The organism is Escherichia sp. TW09308 (assembly GCF_000208565.1).
In the GTDB taxonomy this organism is placed as follows: Bacteria; Pseudomonadota; Gammaproteobacteria; order Enterobacterales; family Enterobacteriaceae; genus Escherichia; species Escherichia marmotae.
Genome location: NZ_AEME01000001.1, coordinates 3715663 through 3730682 on the forward strand (window position 1 = coordinate 3715663; position 15020 = coordinate 3730682).

Sequence of the window (15020 nt, forward strand, 5' to 3'; positions counted from 1 at the left end):
CTGTGGTTTATGTAAAAGTAAGCAACCACACGTTTGTGAACGTAACGTGCTAAAGGGATATAAATGCGCTACAAAGCCACACTATTCTTGCTGATAATGATTCTCAGCTTAACGGGTCTCTATTCCTGCAACAAAAACTTCCTCTTGCTATGGGATGCGAATAATATTTATGTCAGTACAAGAGATAATATCGATAAAGACAAGATAAAAATAGAATTCGGTATCAGCGTCAACACGATCAACCGAGAAACGGATGCTGAATTATTTGCTGACAGAGCGAAGTATACAATTCTCTTCGGCGGTAAACTGAAAAACAGGATGATAAACGAGTACGGCGAAAATGATTTTCTAATTACCTTCGATGACCGCTGCTATTTATCATTTCGGCAATTTAAAACCAACCGTCGACATCAGCATGATTATTATTTTGACTTCTTTAACAATAATGGGAATGCCTTCGTCACGGTCGAAATTAAAGGCGAAAATCCACTTAAATTTATGCGTAGCATGAATGATATGCGTCAGCAGTTTTCGCTAACCTATAAAGATAGTACTTCTCATCTCTGCAAGGTTATTTCTTCAGTTCCTTCCTGAATACCGGTTCTGGGCAATCACGACCAAAATGTGCCGCCCAGTCAAAAGCTTTACCGTTTTTCACGTAGCGTTGATAAATTAATGCTTCAGTTTCTGGATCAAGATATCTGACCCAACTTGCAGCATGGCATAACACGGCGGCCCATGCCTGGGTTTTGGGGTGAAGTAACCTGGCAGATTGTCCGGCCCATTCCGCAGCTTGCCAGCGGTAATGCAAAAAGTGATTATTTTTGTCAGGCACTGCATTAGCAACACGACGGTTTTCTTTCTCGCCTATCCAACTGCCATTATTAGTGTAGGTATAGGGTGTTGAATATGCGCCACTGGTAATAGCATAGTCGGGATACATTTCGTAGGCGATAAGTTCGATGCCATTATATCGTAATAATCTTGCAGCCTCGTATTGCGCCTGCGCACGTTGCTTATCAGGGATATTTTTATTTTTTGCTATTGCCATTAAATCAGCCAGTTTTTGTGCGCCCTGGCGATGATCAGGAATATCAAACCAATTGATGGCCTGCTGATATTGACCATGACGTATTAATCGTCTACCTAATAGCGCACGTACTTTAACGTCCGTTGGAATAATATCTGGCGAAAGATAATAATCGTAACGGCTATTATTTAAATCTACAGGCTTTAAAGGGTGCCGAGGTGCTGGTACGTTTTTTTCAACAAACGTCTGTAACTCCGGCAAGGTTAAAACGTTTTCTGCAACCCAGGCTAAATCGGCCCAATAGAGATCTTTAGCCTGGTAAAACAATGCGGTGGCCTGAAGATAATCATCGCGTTTCAATGCCACAATCGCTTGCTCACTGGCAATACGGCAAGATGGGATGGTAACTTTATCACCATGATAATAAGGGCTTTCCGGGTTCATACTTCCCCAGACTTCATCGGTAGTGAACAGCGGGGCTGCGCGAGCATAGTGACGCGTTGCCAGTGGAATATCTCCGGCTCGTAATGCCAGTTTTGCTTTTAACCATTCGCTTAAGCCACTTTCTGGTGCATCCTGCAACAGCGTTTGTGCTAACGAATAATTTCCTGCCCGATACGCCAGTGCTGCCAGTCGATCGCTATAACTAAATCCTTTAACCCTGTGTTGACTTAGCAACTTAATTAAACGGTCGCGATGCGTCGGACAGGTATAATCTACAAGGTCTTTAGTACAGGCTTCACTGACATATCCCCAGTCTTGACGAATAAATAGCTCTGCGATTACCAGTTGCTGAACCAGTGGAGCATCAATAATCGACTCCAGCAGTGATAAATTTTTCTCCCTGGTTATATACAGCGAAATCATCCGTAGCGAAGTTTTCCCGGAGGGCGAACCCTGAGCCGCTTGTTGGGCATAAATTTTTACTGCCGCAGCTATATTGCCTTTTCTCAGATAATAATGCCCAAGCTGACCGAGACTGGCGAGAGAGAGCAGTTCAGGATCGGCTGCTCCACTACGGACTTCTTCAATGATTTGCAGATAACGCTGTACGGCCTGCTCAGCAATCTGCTGATTAAAACCACCTTTATTGATTATAAGATCGAGATCGTCGCCAGCGGCATCAAATCCCCCTCTTGCCAGACTATATAACGTAGCAAGCCGCCATTCCCCTTGCTCTGTTTTCGGCAAGGCCAATAGTTGCTGAAAGTATGGGCTATCGTATTTTCCCTGATGAAAATCCTGAGCTCCTGAATAATAAAGTCTCTGCGCATCAGATAATGGCGTCTGCAATTTTTGTGCGATTTCCAGTGTCCGATTTTGCGCAGGAGGCTCAGCATCATTATCTGAATCTGTCTTCATTGCCTCAACGGGCTGCCATATTGGTAAACCAGGATCGCGTTTAACCAATTGTTGTACTTCAAAGACAAAACTGCCATTTGGCATTTCCAGCAGTGCGTTATTGCGGTCAGTTAACAGATGATTGGGAATAAATGGTCCACAGGCATTAACGTTTGTGCTAATTAGTGAGAGCAATACAACAATGGAAAGCTGCGATATTTTAGGGGATAACATTAAACTCTCCTTGTAGTCTTTGATTGCAGCGCGCCCATCCCAGCGGGCTGCTTTCTCCGGCGCGCAGTTGCCTGGCGCTTATCCTTACAAAATGCAGGCTGGATGAGTGAGGTTGCACCTGATAGTGGCTGGCTCCATCAACGAATGGGCAATCGGCATTGGGCAGAATTACTTGTTTCGGCAACGGCGCATCAATTTTTCCGCTGTTTTTAATAGCCAGATCAAAAAGTTGCTCGTCTGCATGTTGAGTAATTATTAACGACCAGCGTGGCGTCAGTGGTTTATGCCGAATCACGGCTTCCAGCGTCGTTAGTGACCAGGCGCGACGATCGCCTGCTAACGGTAGCCGAAACCATACCAGGCCCTGTAATCCACGTGGCGGTTGCTGTTTTAAATATTGAATGAAATCGGCAAGTGTCTGCGGCGACACACTGAGTTCACGCATCTCCCCAGCAACATATAACGGAGCTTCGCTCTCAACGCGATTATCACTGGTGAGCGCGGAACCGTAAGCGGGCAATGCAATGAAAAAAGGATGCGTAGTTTGCCTGGCATATTGCTTTACCCAACGTTGCGCCAGGCTGGCATCGAACAAGCCTTTTTCGGGCGACAGCACGTTATGTACCTGTAAAACCGAAGTATCCGCAATGCGCAATAATCGTGCGAGATGTGGTGATTCAAGCCAGGTGGGCAGGGCGGTTACGCTAAGTTTTATATTTGTGGGAAGCGTCTGATGTAACGCACTAAGTAGTATCAGATAGTCCGGCAATTTTGCTGTTGGCGCGTCATAATCAATTTCCACGCCTGCCAGCGTAATTCCTGCCTTTTGCCACTCACGTTGGGTTTGTTGAATATGCTGGATAATTTGCTGGTTATTAAGCTGTGTAAGCTGACCGTCGAGTCTCGCAACCAGCCAGACCGGGCGACCATCTTGCTGAATAAGCGAAGTATTCACCGCAAAATGTCGGATGCCTTCCTGCGGATGAAATTGCATCCCGAGTATGCGCAGCGTAGAGAAAAGTGGGTGGCTTCGTTTTAATGCCTCGTTATGTTCTGCCGTCCAGATGCGTTGCCAGATATAGACTTGCTGATCAAAGCGAAGCGGCTGTGAGGGGGGAAATAAAATATGCAGCCCGTAACCCAGGCAGATCAGAAGAAGTGAAGCTGCAAAAATCCTTTTGCAAAATGGCATATTGTCACGGCATAAAGATTACCAACAGGACGATAGTGTACTGCCGAAACTATTAACGGAGAACGAATATCTGCCCGTTCTCCGCCAAAAACCATTACGCTGGCATCGCCTCACGCGGGATAATCGCGCCGCGATACTGAATCACGGTGCTGGCAGTCAAATGCCCGCGTTTTGCCGCTTCTTCTGCACTGCCGCCGGTAAGGCGTACAGCCAAATAACCGGCGCTGAAAGAGTCGCCCGCAGCGGTGGTATCGATCACTTTTTCTTTCGGCAGTTTTACCGCTGGAACGTCTACTAACCCTTCGCCCACAATGGACACCAGGCAAGAATCTGCGCCGCGTTTCACCACCACTTCTTTCACGCCCGCGTTATGGGTACGCGCAATGACGTCTTCCACCGGCTGTTGACCCCACAGCGCATCTTCATCATCCAGCGTCAGGAAAGCGATGTCCGTGCATTCCAGCATTTGCTGGTAGACCTGCTGCGTCTCTTCTTTGCTGGCCCACAGGCGTGGACGGTAGTTATTGTCGAAAATTACTTTCCCGCCATTGGCGCGGCATTCGCGCAGCAGAGAAAGCAGTTTTTCGCGACTGGTGGGGCTTAAGATCGCCAGGCTAATGCCGCTCAGATAGAGATAATCAAAATTCGCCAGTTCTGCACAAATCGCCGCCGATTGCTCGCTCTCCAGCCAGAATTTGGCCGCGGCTTCGTTACGCCAGTAGTAGAAAGTCCGTTCGCCGGTGCTGTCGGTTTCAATGTAATAAAGACCCGGCAGACGGTTTTCCATCCGTTGGGTCAGGGAAGTATCGACGTTCTCTCCGTGCCAGGCGTCCAGCATCTGCTGACTAAAACTGTCCGTTCCCAGCGCCGTTACGTAATGAACGGTTAATGCCGCAGGATCGACCTGACGAGCGATGTAGACGGAAGTGTTCAGGGTATCGCCGCCGAAACCGCGCTTAACGTCTGCGCCTTTCTCGGAAAGCTCAATCATGCATTCGCCAATCACGGCAATCTTTTTGGACATAGTCGTGAACCTGATCTGTAAAAAATTAGCGTTAGTTTGCGCTGCGGTGGTTTGTTGGTCAACTATATTAAAACACTGTTCCATTATTTTTTTGAGCCAGAACGTATTCCTGAGAAATTCCGTCGTTGCGCGGGCAAATTAACTCCTCTCTGGCGGTAAAGTTCTGCCGTAGCGCGCCGATAATATTTGTCGAGTCCGGCCAGTATCACTTTTAAACACAGGACATCTTCGATGATAAGGCAGGTTATCCAGCGAATAAGCAACCCTGAAGCAAGCATCGAGAGCTTGCAGGAACGGCGTTTTTGGTTGCAATGTGAGCGAGCTTACACCTGGCAGCCGATTTACCAGACTTCCGGGCGATTGATGGCCGTGGAGCTTTTAACGGTTGTCACGCATCCCGATAATCCTTTGCAACGACTGCCGCCAGATCGTTATTTTGCCGAAATCACCGTCAGGCATCGGATGGATGTGGTGAAAGAACAGATTGATTTACTAGCGAAAAAAGCCGCGTTCTTTGCTGAGCACGGTCTGCTGGCATCGGTTAATATTGATGGTCCTACACTTCTCGCCCTGCGTCAGCGGCCGGAGATTTTACGCCAGATTGACCGTCTTCCCTGGCTGCGCTTTGAACTGGTGGAACACATCCGCCTGCCGAAAGATTCAACATTTGCCTCAATGTGCGAATTTGGCCCGCTGTGGCTGGATGATTTTGGCACCGGGATGGCAAACTTTTCTGCGCTAAGTGAAGTGCGTTATGACTACATCAAAATCGCTCGCGAGTTGTTTGTGATGCTGCGCCAGTCTCCGGAAGGCCGCACGCTCTTTTCCCAGCTTTTGCATTTGATGAACCGCTACTGCCGCGGCGTGATTGTCGAAGGTGTCGAGACTGAGGAAGAATGGGGCGATGTGCAAAATTCTCCCGCATTCGCTGCACAAGGCTGGTTTCTTTCGCGCCCTGCGCCGATAGAAACGCTGGATTCAGTGGCGCTGGCTCTGTAAGCCGCCTCATTTTTCGCCTGGCTGGACTATCTTTAGGACTGGCACAGGAAGAACATGAGGAAGCGAACTATGAGCAAGGCAGGCAAAATAACCGCTGCGATTTCAGGGGCTTTCTTGTTGTTGGTCGTCGTGGCGATCATTTTGATTGCGACTTTTGACTGGAATCGTCTCAAACCGACCATCAACCAGAAAGTCTCTGCGGAATTGAATCGCCCCTTCGCTATTCGTGGCGATCTGGGCGTGGTGTGGGAGCGGCAAAAACAAGAAACCGGCTGGCGTAGCTGGGTGCCGTGGCCTCATGTGCACGCAGAAGACATCATTCTCGGCAACCCGCCGGATATTCCCGAAGTAACGATGGTGCATTTGCCGCGCGTAGAAGCAACGCTGGCTCCGCTGGCGCTGCTGACCAAAACGGTCTGGTTGCCGTGGATCAAGCTGGAAAAGCCTGATGCGCGCCTGATTCGCCTCTCTGAAAAGAACAACAACTGGACGTTCAACCTCGGCAACGATGACAACAAAGACGCGAATGCAAAACCGTCGGCGTGGTCGTTTCGGCTGGATAATATTCTGTTCGATCAAGGGCGGATCGCTATTGATGACAAAGTAAGCAAAGTGGATCTGGAGATTTTCGTTGATCCGTTAGGCAAGCCGTTGCCGTTCAGCGAAGTGACCGGATCGAAAGGTAAAACGGATCAAGAAAAGGTGGGCGATTACGTTTTTGGCCTGAAAGCACAAGGGCGCTATAACGGCGAACCACTCATGGGGACGGGTAAAATTGGCGGTATGCTAGCGCTGCGTGGTGAAGGGACACCGTTTCCGGTGCAGGCTGATTTTCGCTCCGGTAACACCCGTGTCGCTTTTGATGGCGTGGTGAATGACCCAATGAAAATGGGCGGCGTCGATTTACGGCTTAAATTTTCTGGCGATTCGCTGGGTGATCTCTACGAACTGACCGGCGTTCTGTTGCCCGATACGCCGCCGTTTGAAACCGATGGCCGACTGGTAGCGAAAATCGACACTGAAAAATCGTCGGTCTTTGATTATCGCGGCTTTAACGGGCGCATTGGTGATAGCGATATTCACGGTTCTCTGGTCTACACCACCGGCAAACCACGACCAAAACTGGAAGGTGACGTCGAGTCGCGGCAGTTACGGCTGGCAGATCTGGGGCCGTTGATTGGCGTTGATTCCGGGAAAGGTGCGGAAAAGTCGAAACGGTCTGAACAGAAGAAGGGCGAAAAGAATGTTCAGCCTGCGGGCAAAGTGCTGCCATATGACCGCTTCGAAACCGATAAATGGGATGCGATGGATGCCGATGTCCGTTTTAAAGGTCGGCGCATTGAGCATGGCAGCAGTCTGCCGATTAGCGATCTTTCTACCCATATCATCCTCAAAAACGCCGACCTGCGCCTGCAACCGCTGAAATTTGGCATGGCGGGCGGCAGTATTGCGGCGAACATTCATCTGGAAGGGGATAAAAAACCGATGCAGGGTCGGGCGGATATTCAGGCTCGTCGGCTGAAACTGAAAGCGTTGATGCCGGATGTGGCGCTGATGCAGAAAACACTGGGTGAAATGAACGGCGATGCTGAACTGCGCGGTAGCGGCAACTCGGTGGCGGCGCTGCTGGGAAATAGTAATGGCAACCTGAAACTGTTGATGAATGACGGGCTGGTGAGCCGTAACCTGATGGAGATTGTCGGCTTGAACGTCGGTAACTACATTGTCGGTGCGATTTTTGGTGATGACGAGGTGCGGGTGAACTGCGCGGCGGCGAATCTGGATATTGCCAACGGCGTGGCGCGTCCGCAGATTTTTGCTTTCGATACTGAGAATGCGTTGATTAATGTTACCGGCACGGCAAGTTTTGCTTCGGAGCAACTGGATTTAACTGTCGATCCAGAGAGCAAAGGTATTCGGATTATCACGCTGCGTTCGCCGCTGTATGTCCGCGGAACGTTCAAAAATCCGCAGGCAGGGGTGAAAGCAGGGCCGTTGATTGCCCGTGGTGCTGTTGCGGCGGCACTGGCAACGCTGGTGACACCTGCGGCGGCATTACTGGCGTTGATATCACCTTCAGAAGGTGAAGCTAATCAGTGCCGGATGATTTTGTCGCAGATGAAGAAGTGATGATAATTGCCGGATGTCTGGCATCCGGCAATTAAACAGATTTAGATTGTTGGCAAAGTGTGCTTTGTTCATGCCGGATGCGGCGTGAACGCCTTATCCGGCCTACTAATCCTTGCGAATTCAATACATTGTATGGAAATTCAGGCCTGATAAGCGTAGCGCATCAGGCTTTTCACTCTCTTATTACAACGACTGATGTCGCGTCTCATGCGTCAGCAGCAGAGCGATTAGCGTCAAGCCGGCCATCGCCGCCAGATATAACCCTACCGCACCTAACCCGTAGTGAGTCTGCAGCCAGGCCGCGATATACGGTGCAACGGAAGCCCCGAGAATCGACGATACGTTGTAAGAGAATGATGCTCCGGTGTAACGCACTTCCGTTGGGAACAGCTCTGGCAACAGCGCGCCCATTGGCCCGAAGGTCAGCCCCATCAGACTTAACCCCAGCAGCAGGAAGGCAAAAACCAGAATCGGGTTGCCAGAACCGAGCAGTGGGTTAAAGGCGAACAGTGCGAACAGGATGATCAGTGTGGTGATGATTACCATGCTTTTACGACGACCAAAGGCATCAGCCAGCAACCCGGCTACCGGCACCATCACGCCAAAACCGATTACTGCCATCATCAGCATCCACAGCACTTCATTGCGCGGCAGGCCAAGCCCGACTGGCGCGGCGGCGGTACTGAAGGTCATTGAATAGACGGTCATGATGTAAAACAGCGTATAGGTCGCCAGCATGATAAAGGTGCCGAGTACCGTAACGCGTACGTGTTTGGTCAGCAGCGTACCCAGCGGGATCTTCACCTGCTTTTTCGCTTTAGCGACTTTCTCAAACACCGGCGACTCATGCAGCGACACGCGAACATACAGGCCGATAATCACCAGCACCGCCGAGAAGATAAACGGCACGCGCCAGCCCCAGCTCATAAACTGCTCGTCGGTTAGCAGCCAGGAAAGCAGCAGGAAAGTGCCGTTGGCAAAGAAGAAGCCAATCGGTGCGCCCAACTGCGGGAAGGAGCCATACAGCGCACGTTTACGCGGCGGCGCATTTTCGGTCGCCAGCAGCGCTGCGCCGCCCCATTCACCGCCTAATCCCAGGCCCTGACCAAATCGAGCCAGCGCCAGCAGCAGCGGGGCGAAAATACCAATCGTTGCGTAGCCAGGCAGCAGGCCGATGACCACCGTCGAAATTCCCATCGTTAGCAAAGAGGCGACCAGCGTCGCTTTACGCCCAACGCGATCGCCAAAATGACCAAACACGGCAGAGCCGATGGGGCGCGCGACGAAAGCGATAGCGAAGGTCGCGAGCGACTGTAGTGTCGCCGCCGCCGGATCGCCCTGCGGGAAGAAGATATGCGGGAATACAATAACGGCCGCAGTGGCGTAAATGTAGAAGTCGAAAAACTCAATGGCCGTGCCAATGAGGGAGGCGACAAGGACTTTATTACGCGAGTTGATCGGCGTGTATTCTTGCTCGTTGTCGAGTGTTGTGGCTGTTGCTTGCATAATCTTTTCTTATTTTTTGTCTAACGAATAGCCATATTACGCACAGCAAAAGTGATATTTCAATGTGTAACAAACCACGAAAACGACTAAAAACCAGGCAAAAAGGGGATAATGTTTAGGCTGGTGATTTTTCTTCTATGAAATGCTTCACATAATTTCATAAATAGTCGATAAAACTGGTTTTAGGTTAAATAAAAGTTACCAACTGGATTTATATGCTGAGCTTATGAGTTGGCATGAAATTGTTTGCTCCTGAAGCGATACTGAAGAGGCGCAGGGGGAAGAGTTTCAGGAGGTTATGTGCGCGTTATAGCCGGATGCGATGCTGGAGCATCTTACCCGGCCAGGGGGGAGCCAGACCGAATAAATTCGTAGGCCGGATAAAGCGTTTGCGCCGCATCCGGCATATTTTAATGTTGTGTTTTACCCGGCATTCGCGGGTCATCTTTGTACTCGGCGGTGGCAATCCACGCCGCGCAAAACAGCGTCAGACGGGCGAAGAAGTAGAAAAATGCCATCAGCCCCAGCACGGAACCAAAGGCTGCGCCGGAGGGGGATTTCATCAGCGATGGCAGGGTGTAGGTCATCACAATTTTAATCACTTCAAAACCAATAGCTGCGATGAATGTCCCGCGAATTAGCGCCTTTTTCCGTGGGCGGTGACGCGGCAGCCGCCAGAAGATCCAGAAGAAAAGCAGATAGTTGGCGAAGATGGAAATCGCCAGGCCAATCAATCGCCACGTCGGTTTCAGCCACTCAATGCTATTAAGGTGTAATGCGCTAATAATCATTTGCTGCGCAGAACCGGCAACGGAGGTGATTGAGAGCGTCACAATCAGCGCAATCAACAAGCCAATCAGCGAAATAAAATCACGCAGATATTTAACCCAGAATTTTTCTTGATCTTGCGGCGAACGTTCCCAGACATCACGCGACTGGGCGCGAATCGCTTCACGTAAATTGCCCATCCAGTTGATGCCGGAATAAAGTGCCACCGCCAGGCCAACAAGACCTACGGTAGTACGCTGCTGAACAGCGGTGTTGATGGTGTTTTTCAACGTGGCGGCAAGCGTTGGATCGCTGATGTTTTGCAGAATTTTGTCGAAGATATCCTGTAACAGCATCGGATGCGAAGCCAGCACAAAACCCCCAGCGGCAAACGACACCATCAAAATCGGGATCATCGACAAAAACGAGAAATAGGTGATCGCTGCGCCAAACTGATTACCCAGTCGATCGTTAAAGCGTTCAGTCGCGCGAATCAGGTGCGCGATGATCGGTTGGCGTTGGACTTTTTCGGCGGTGGTGGTGACAGTTTCCAGCACCTGGCTGACTTTGCCGCCTTTATCGCTATTATCCAGATGCTTAATCGGCTCATGCTCCAGATCCTGGGTGGGACGTTTGATCTCGTTTTCCTGCGTCATCCGCTCTTTAGTCCTTCAGTCGTTGTCTGTCTTAAAAAGTATAGTCTGTCAGTCCAGGTGCTCTTTCATTACGCCTGCGACCCACTGCATAAACAGGTTTACACGGCGGGAAAGCTCCCGACGCTGAGGGTAAACCAGGGAAATGGAGAGTGGAGCGGCGCGATAGCTGGGCAACACTTCAATAAGCCGTCCGGCGCGCAGGGCTTCGCGCACGGCGATGCGGGGGATCTGAATAATCCCCAGCCCCGCCAGACCGGCGGCGAGATAGGTTTCGCTACTGTTTACCGTCAACATGCCGCCGGACTTAAACCACTGGACGCCATGACCACTGGCAACCTCAAAACCCAATGGGTGCACGCCCAGATGTGGCGTGTAATGCACTACCGCGTGTGAAGTCAGATCGTCGGGATTTTGCGGATAACCAAAGCGCGTCAGATAGTGCGGACTGGCACAGTTGACCATCGTCAGTTTGCCGAGTGGACGGGTGATGAGTCCATCGTCGGGTAACGTACCTGTGCGAACCACACAATCAAAGCCATCATGAAGAATATCTACCTGACGGTCGCTGCTGCTTAATTCGAGTTCAATACCCGGATACTGATACAGAAAATCGGGTAACCGCGGCAGCAACAAATTTTTCGCCATTCCGACCGGGATATCGACGCGCAATTTACCGCTGATGCTGGTGGTATCCTGCAAAAACAGGCCGTCCAGTTCGTTGAGATTACTCAACACATCTTTCGCCCGTTGATAATAGGTCATACCATCCGGCGTCAGTTGTACCCGCCGCGTGGTACGCTGGAGGAGCTGGGTGCCAAGCTGGTTTTCCAGTGCCTGGATTTGACGCGAGACGCTACCTTTCGGCAGAGCAAAGAAATCTGCCGCGCGGGAAAAACTTTCCAGCTCCGCGACTTTGATGAACAACTGCATTGCGTGAATTTTATCCATTTCTTTGACCGATTGTTGTTCACAGCGAAACAGTAACGCGCATATCGCATTATTTATTGTTTTTTCTAACATCTAATGCATGATTTCACAACGGTGCAACGCAGAAAGTGAGGATATTTTAGAGAATAAAGGGTGGATTAGCGTTCCCTGAATAGAGAAATAACCAGCAGAAGGTCATAATTTTGACTCATTTCATAAAATGCACAAACAGCGTATTGCGGATTAGTGCGCAATCTAATCATTTTCTTTAACCGTAGACGTTATTAAAACGAGCGATAAATCTACTTTACTTGCCTGAATGCGGTGCAAAATATAAGGAATTCCTTAAGAATTTTTTAAATAGTGCCCTCGACATGTAATTTCGGGCATTTAGCTGTAACTATTTATATCGGTAACTATTTTCTACGTTTCATCTCTGTAGAATGGCCACCGCCAAATGGCGAATTCTTATTTTGTCTCTCGGGTAATACCCTTCCACTACTTAAGTCTTTTTAACGTATTCAGGTGGAGATTCAGTAATGCAAATAATCATGTTTGACAGGCAGTCAATATTTATTCATGGAATGAAAATCAGTTTACAACAGCGTATTCCAGGGGTAGGTATTCAGGGCGTCAGTCAGGCAGATGAGCTATGGCAAAGACTTGAAAGCTATCCCGAAGCCTTAGTGATGTTGGATGGCGATCAAGACGGTGAATTTTGCCAGTGGTTATTGCAAAAAACCGTGGTGCAATTTCCTGATATTAAAGTGTTAATCACGGCGACGGATTGCAACAAACGATGGTTGCAGGAGGTTATCCACTTTAATGTGATGGCCATTGTGCCGCGTGATTCAACCGTTGAGACGTTCGTATTGGCGGTAAACAGTGCGGTGATGGGCATGATGTTTCTGCCCGGCGACTGGCGAACAGCGCCGGAAAAAGAGTCGAAAGATCTCGCATCATTAAGCGCCCGCCAGCGGGAAATTTTAACCATGCTGGCGGCAGGCGAATCGAATAAAGAGATTGGCCGGGCGTTAAATATCAGCACCGGAACGGTAAAGGCGCATCTGGAATCGCTTTATCGACGTCTGGAAGTGAAAAACCGAACCCAGGCGGCAATGATGTTAAATATCTCCTCCTGAAGAGGATAATTTTACAGCCAGCAGGATATTAGCGGCTGGCTGTAAAAAATATTACGGTTCGCCGTATAAACCAATTAAACGGCGTGCCACACCGTTGGTCCAGCCAAACCCGTCCTGTAACGGATATTCACCGCCGCCGCCTTCGCGGGAGATACCATCGGCAATATGGTATTTCTCGATCAGTTTGTGGTGTTCCTGGTAGAACTGATTCACCGTCTTCAGCCAGCTACGAGCGATCTCATCACCCAGATGGTCATCTCCGTACATTTTAAATCCCTGAATCGCCATCCATTGTAACGGTGCCCAGCCGTTGGGTTTATCCCACTGCTCACCGGTTTCATACTCGCTTGCCAGAATCCCGCCAGGTGTCAGTAAACGGCTTCGCACGGCATTTGCCAGACGATCGGCCTGTTCGTGGTTTGCCATGCCGACATATAACGGCACGATGGCCGCAGCGGAAAAGAGAGCCTGTTGTTCGCGCCGCCAGTCGTAATCGCGGTAGATTCCGTTTTCATCATCCCAGAGATAACGGTTTACCGCATCGCGGCGGGCGCAGGCTTTCTGGCGAAACAGCGCTTCTGTCTCTTTATCACCTTTCAGCGCCGAGATGTTGGCGATGGTACTCTCCAGTTTAAACAGGAAAGCGTTCAGGTCGATGGGGATGAACTGGGTGGTGCGAATACTCGCCAGACGACCCGCGTCACGCAGCCAGCGGGAGGAGTAATCCCAGCCAGAAGCCGCGCCCGCACGTAAATCGCGATACACTTCGTTGGGGGGGCGACCGGAATGTTTTGCGGTTTCTACGTCCTCAAGCCAGGATTCGTCGCGCGGTGTGTCACGGTCATCCCAGTAGCGGTTAAGCAGCGAACCGTCCGGCATCCTAACAACATGGCGATAGGCCTGATTGGGGATCAGCGATTCTGCACCGTCCATCCAGAAGGCATATTCCATTTTCAGATGATCAAGATAACGGCGTGCGCCGCGTACCCCATCTTCTTCAAACAGCTCCACCATCAGAGCGAAAACCGGTGGCTGTGAGCGGCTCAAATAGTAGGTGCGGTTGCCGTTGGGGATGTGGCCGTAGTTTTCGATCATCCAGGCGAAGTTATCGGCCATGCATTTCAGTAAATCTTCGCGTCCGCTTTCCGCCAGCCCCAGCATGGTGAAATAGGAATCCCAGTAGTAGGTTTCGCTAAAACGGCCTCCGGGGACAATGTACGACTGCGGCAGCGCCAGCAGAGAAGACCACGGGATGTGATCTTGCGGTTCGCGGGTTAACACTGGCCATAGCTGGTCGATATGCTCTTTTAGTGAATTTTGTGGGTCCGATACATACTCGCTGGAGTAGACTTCCGGTAACCAGAAGTGATTTTCAACGAATCGGCGCAAGTCAAAATCACGGTGGCGGCGAACCTTACGGTAGCGGATTAATATATCCAGCGGGTCCATTTTCGGCGCACAATCGGGAAAGGTTTTACTGTCGGGGAAAATTTTTGCCGACTGAACATGTTCGAACAGTTCGAGATAGCGGTCAGCAGGCGTTAGCGCGTCAGAGGCAGGCAATCCCTCAATCATTTCGGGTTCTGGCTCTGCCTCGAGCATCTCATCCAGTTTTAATTCATACGGATCCAGCTCATAACAGAGATCGACTTCGATCGTCAGTTCGTCTGGATTAGGGGTTTGAATTTTCTGATTGAGCATAAGGATCCGACCTCCGAAATTCGTCGCTAATTATCGGGCTTTCCTTTAAGGGTAGTCATTCGTTCCGCCTGGTGGGCGACAAAGCGTGCGGTAGATCACGTTTATTAATGGAGAAAAAATATAACTCACTAATATTCAAAGAGAATATTATATATGTTGTTTCCCGTCATTCTTCACTTTCGGAATATTCATGTAATCTGTTGAGAAATCAGGATATGTCATTGTTGTTACGAATAAGAGTAGCGGCTACCTGTGTAACAATACAGAAGGTCACCAACTTTTTTGTAATTAAAATAAAAATTAATAAAGAAATGCCAAAATATACATTTGTTTTAATAAGCTATAAATATAATATTATTAGCGATAACTG

The 15020-nt window shown here is 49.7% G+C and carries 11 protein-coding genes; 4 read left to right on the forward strand and 7 right to left on the reverse strand.

Translation table 11 applies throughout. The features are described from left to right. Positions 1-63: 63 nt before the first annotated feature. Entirely contained in the window at positions 64-594 is a 531-nt protein-coding gene (locus ESM_RS0117810) for a hypothetical protein (protein WP_001269541.1), read from the forward strand. On the opposite strand, the gene ESM_RS0117815 is transcribed toward ESM_RS0117810, so the two are convergent. The 3 genes from ESM_RS0117815 to kdgK form a co-directional block, all read right to left on the reverse strand. Then, the gene (locus ESM_RS0117815; protein WP_000950829.1) at positions 572-2605 is read right to left on the reverse strand and encodes a hypothetical protein; all 2034 of its coding nucleotides are present in this window, start codon (positions 2603-2605) and stop codon (positions 572-574) included. The two genes, ESM_RS0117810 and ESM_RS0117815, sit on opposite strands and share 23 nt — an antisense overlap. Beyond that, complete coding sequence (locus ESM_RS0117820; protein ID WP_001115604.1) at positions 2592-3797, reverse strand: DUF3142 domain-containing protein; 1206 nt, start codon at positions 3795-3797, stop codon at positions 2592-2594. Before ESM_RS0117820 ends, ESM_RS0117815 begins: the two co-directional genes overlap by 14 nt. 94 nt (positions 3798-3891) lie before the next feature. Further along, the gene (kdgK, locus tag ESM_RS0117825; protein ID WP_001517301.1) at positions 3892-4821 is read right to left on the reverse strand and encodes a 2-dehydro-3-deoxygluconokinase; all 930 of its coding nucleotides are present in this window, start codon (positions 4819-4821) and stop codon (positions 3892-3894) included. Positions 4822-5052: 231 nt separating this feature from the next. Between kdgK and pdeH the strand changes: the two genes are divergently transcribed. Together pdeH and ESM_RS0117835 are read left to right on the forward strand one after the other, a co-directional pair. Beyond that, positions 5053-5820: a cyclic-guanylate-specific phosphodiesterase gene (gene pdeH, locus ESM_RS0117830; protein WP_000621117.1), complete on the forward strand. Its 768-nt coding sequence runs from the start codon at positions 5053-5055 to the stop codon at positions 5818-5820. 69 nt (positions 5821-5889) lie between these two features. Beyond that, on the forward strand, positions 5890-7950 hold the full coding sequence (locus ESM_RS0117835) for an AsmA family protein (protein WP_010379568.1): 2061 nt from the start codon (positions 5890-5892) through the stop codon (positions 7948-7950). A 183-nt stretch (positions 7951-8133) separates the two neighbouring features. On the opposite strand, the gene ESM_RS0117840 is transcribed toward ESM_RS0117835, so the two are convergent. The 3 genes from ESM_RS0117840 to ESM_RS0117850 form a co-directional block, all read right to left on the reverse strand. Beyond that, positions 8134-9456, reverse strand: coding sequence for an MFS transporter (locus ESM_RS0117840; RefSeq protein WP_001149022.1), 1323 nt, complete (start codon positions 9454-9456; stop codon positions 8134-8136). 410 nt (positions 9457-9866) lie between these two features. Beyond that, entirely contained in the window at positions 9867-10880 is a 1014-nt protein-coding gene (gene yhjD / locus ESM_RS0117845) for an inner membrane protein YhjD (RefSeq protein WP_000191245.1), read from the reverse strand. A gap of 48 nt (positions 10881-10928) precedes the next feature. Continuing rightward, positions 10929-11828 carry a LysR family transcriptional regulator gene (locus ESM_RS0117850; RefSeq protein ID WP_032159445.1) on the reverse strand — a complete coding sequence of 300 codons (900 nt, stop codon included), beginning with the start codon at positions 11826-11828 and terminating at the stop codon, positions 10929-10931. Between the two features lie 518 nt (positions 11829-12346). On the opposite strand from ESM_RS0117850, the gene ESM_RS0117855 reads away from it, so the two are divergent. Then, on the forward strand, positions 12347-12949 hold the full coding sequence (locus ESM_RS0117855; protein ID WP_001165765.1) for a helix-turn-helix transcriptional regulator: 603 nt from the start codon (positions 12347-12349) through the stop codon (positions 12947-12949). 51 nt (positions 12950-13000) lie between these two features. Here ESM_RS0117855 and ESM_RS0117860 read toward each other — a convergent pair whose 3' ends face one another. Then, a complete protein-coding gene (locus tag ESM_RS0117860; RefSeq protein WP_000934243.1) occupies positions 13001-14650 on the reverse strand; it encodes an alpha,alpha-trehalase in 1650 nt (549 codons plus the stop codon). Positions 14651-15020 lie beyond the last annotated feature (370 nt).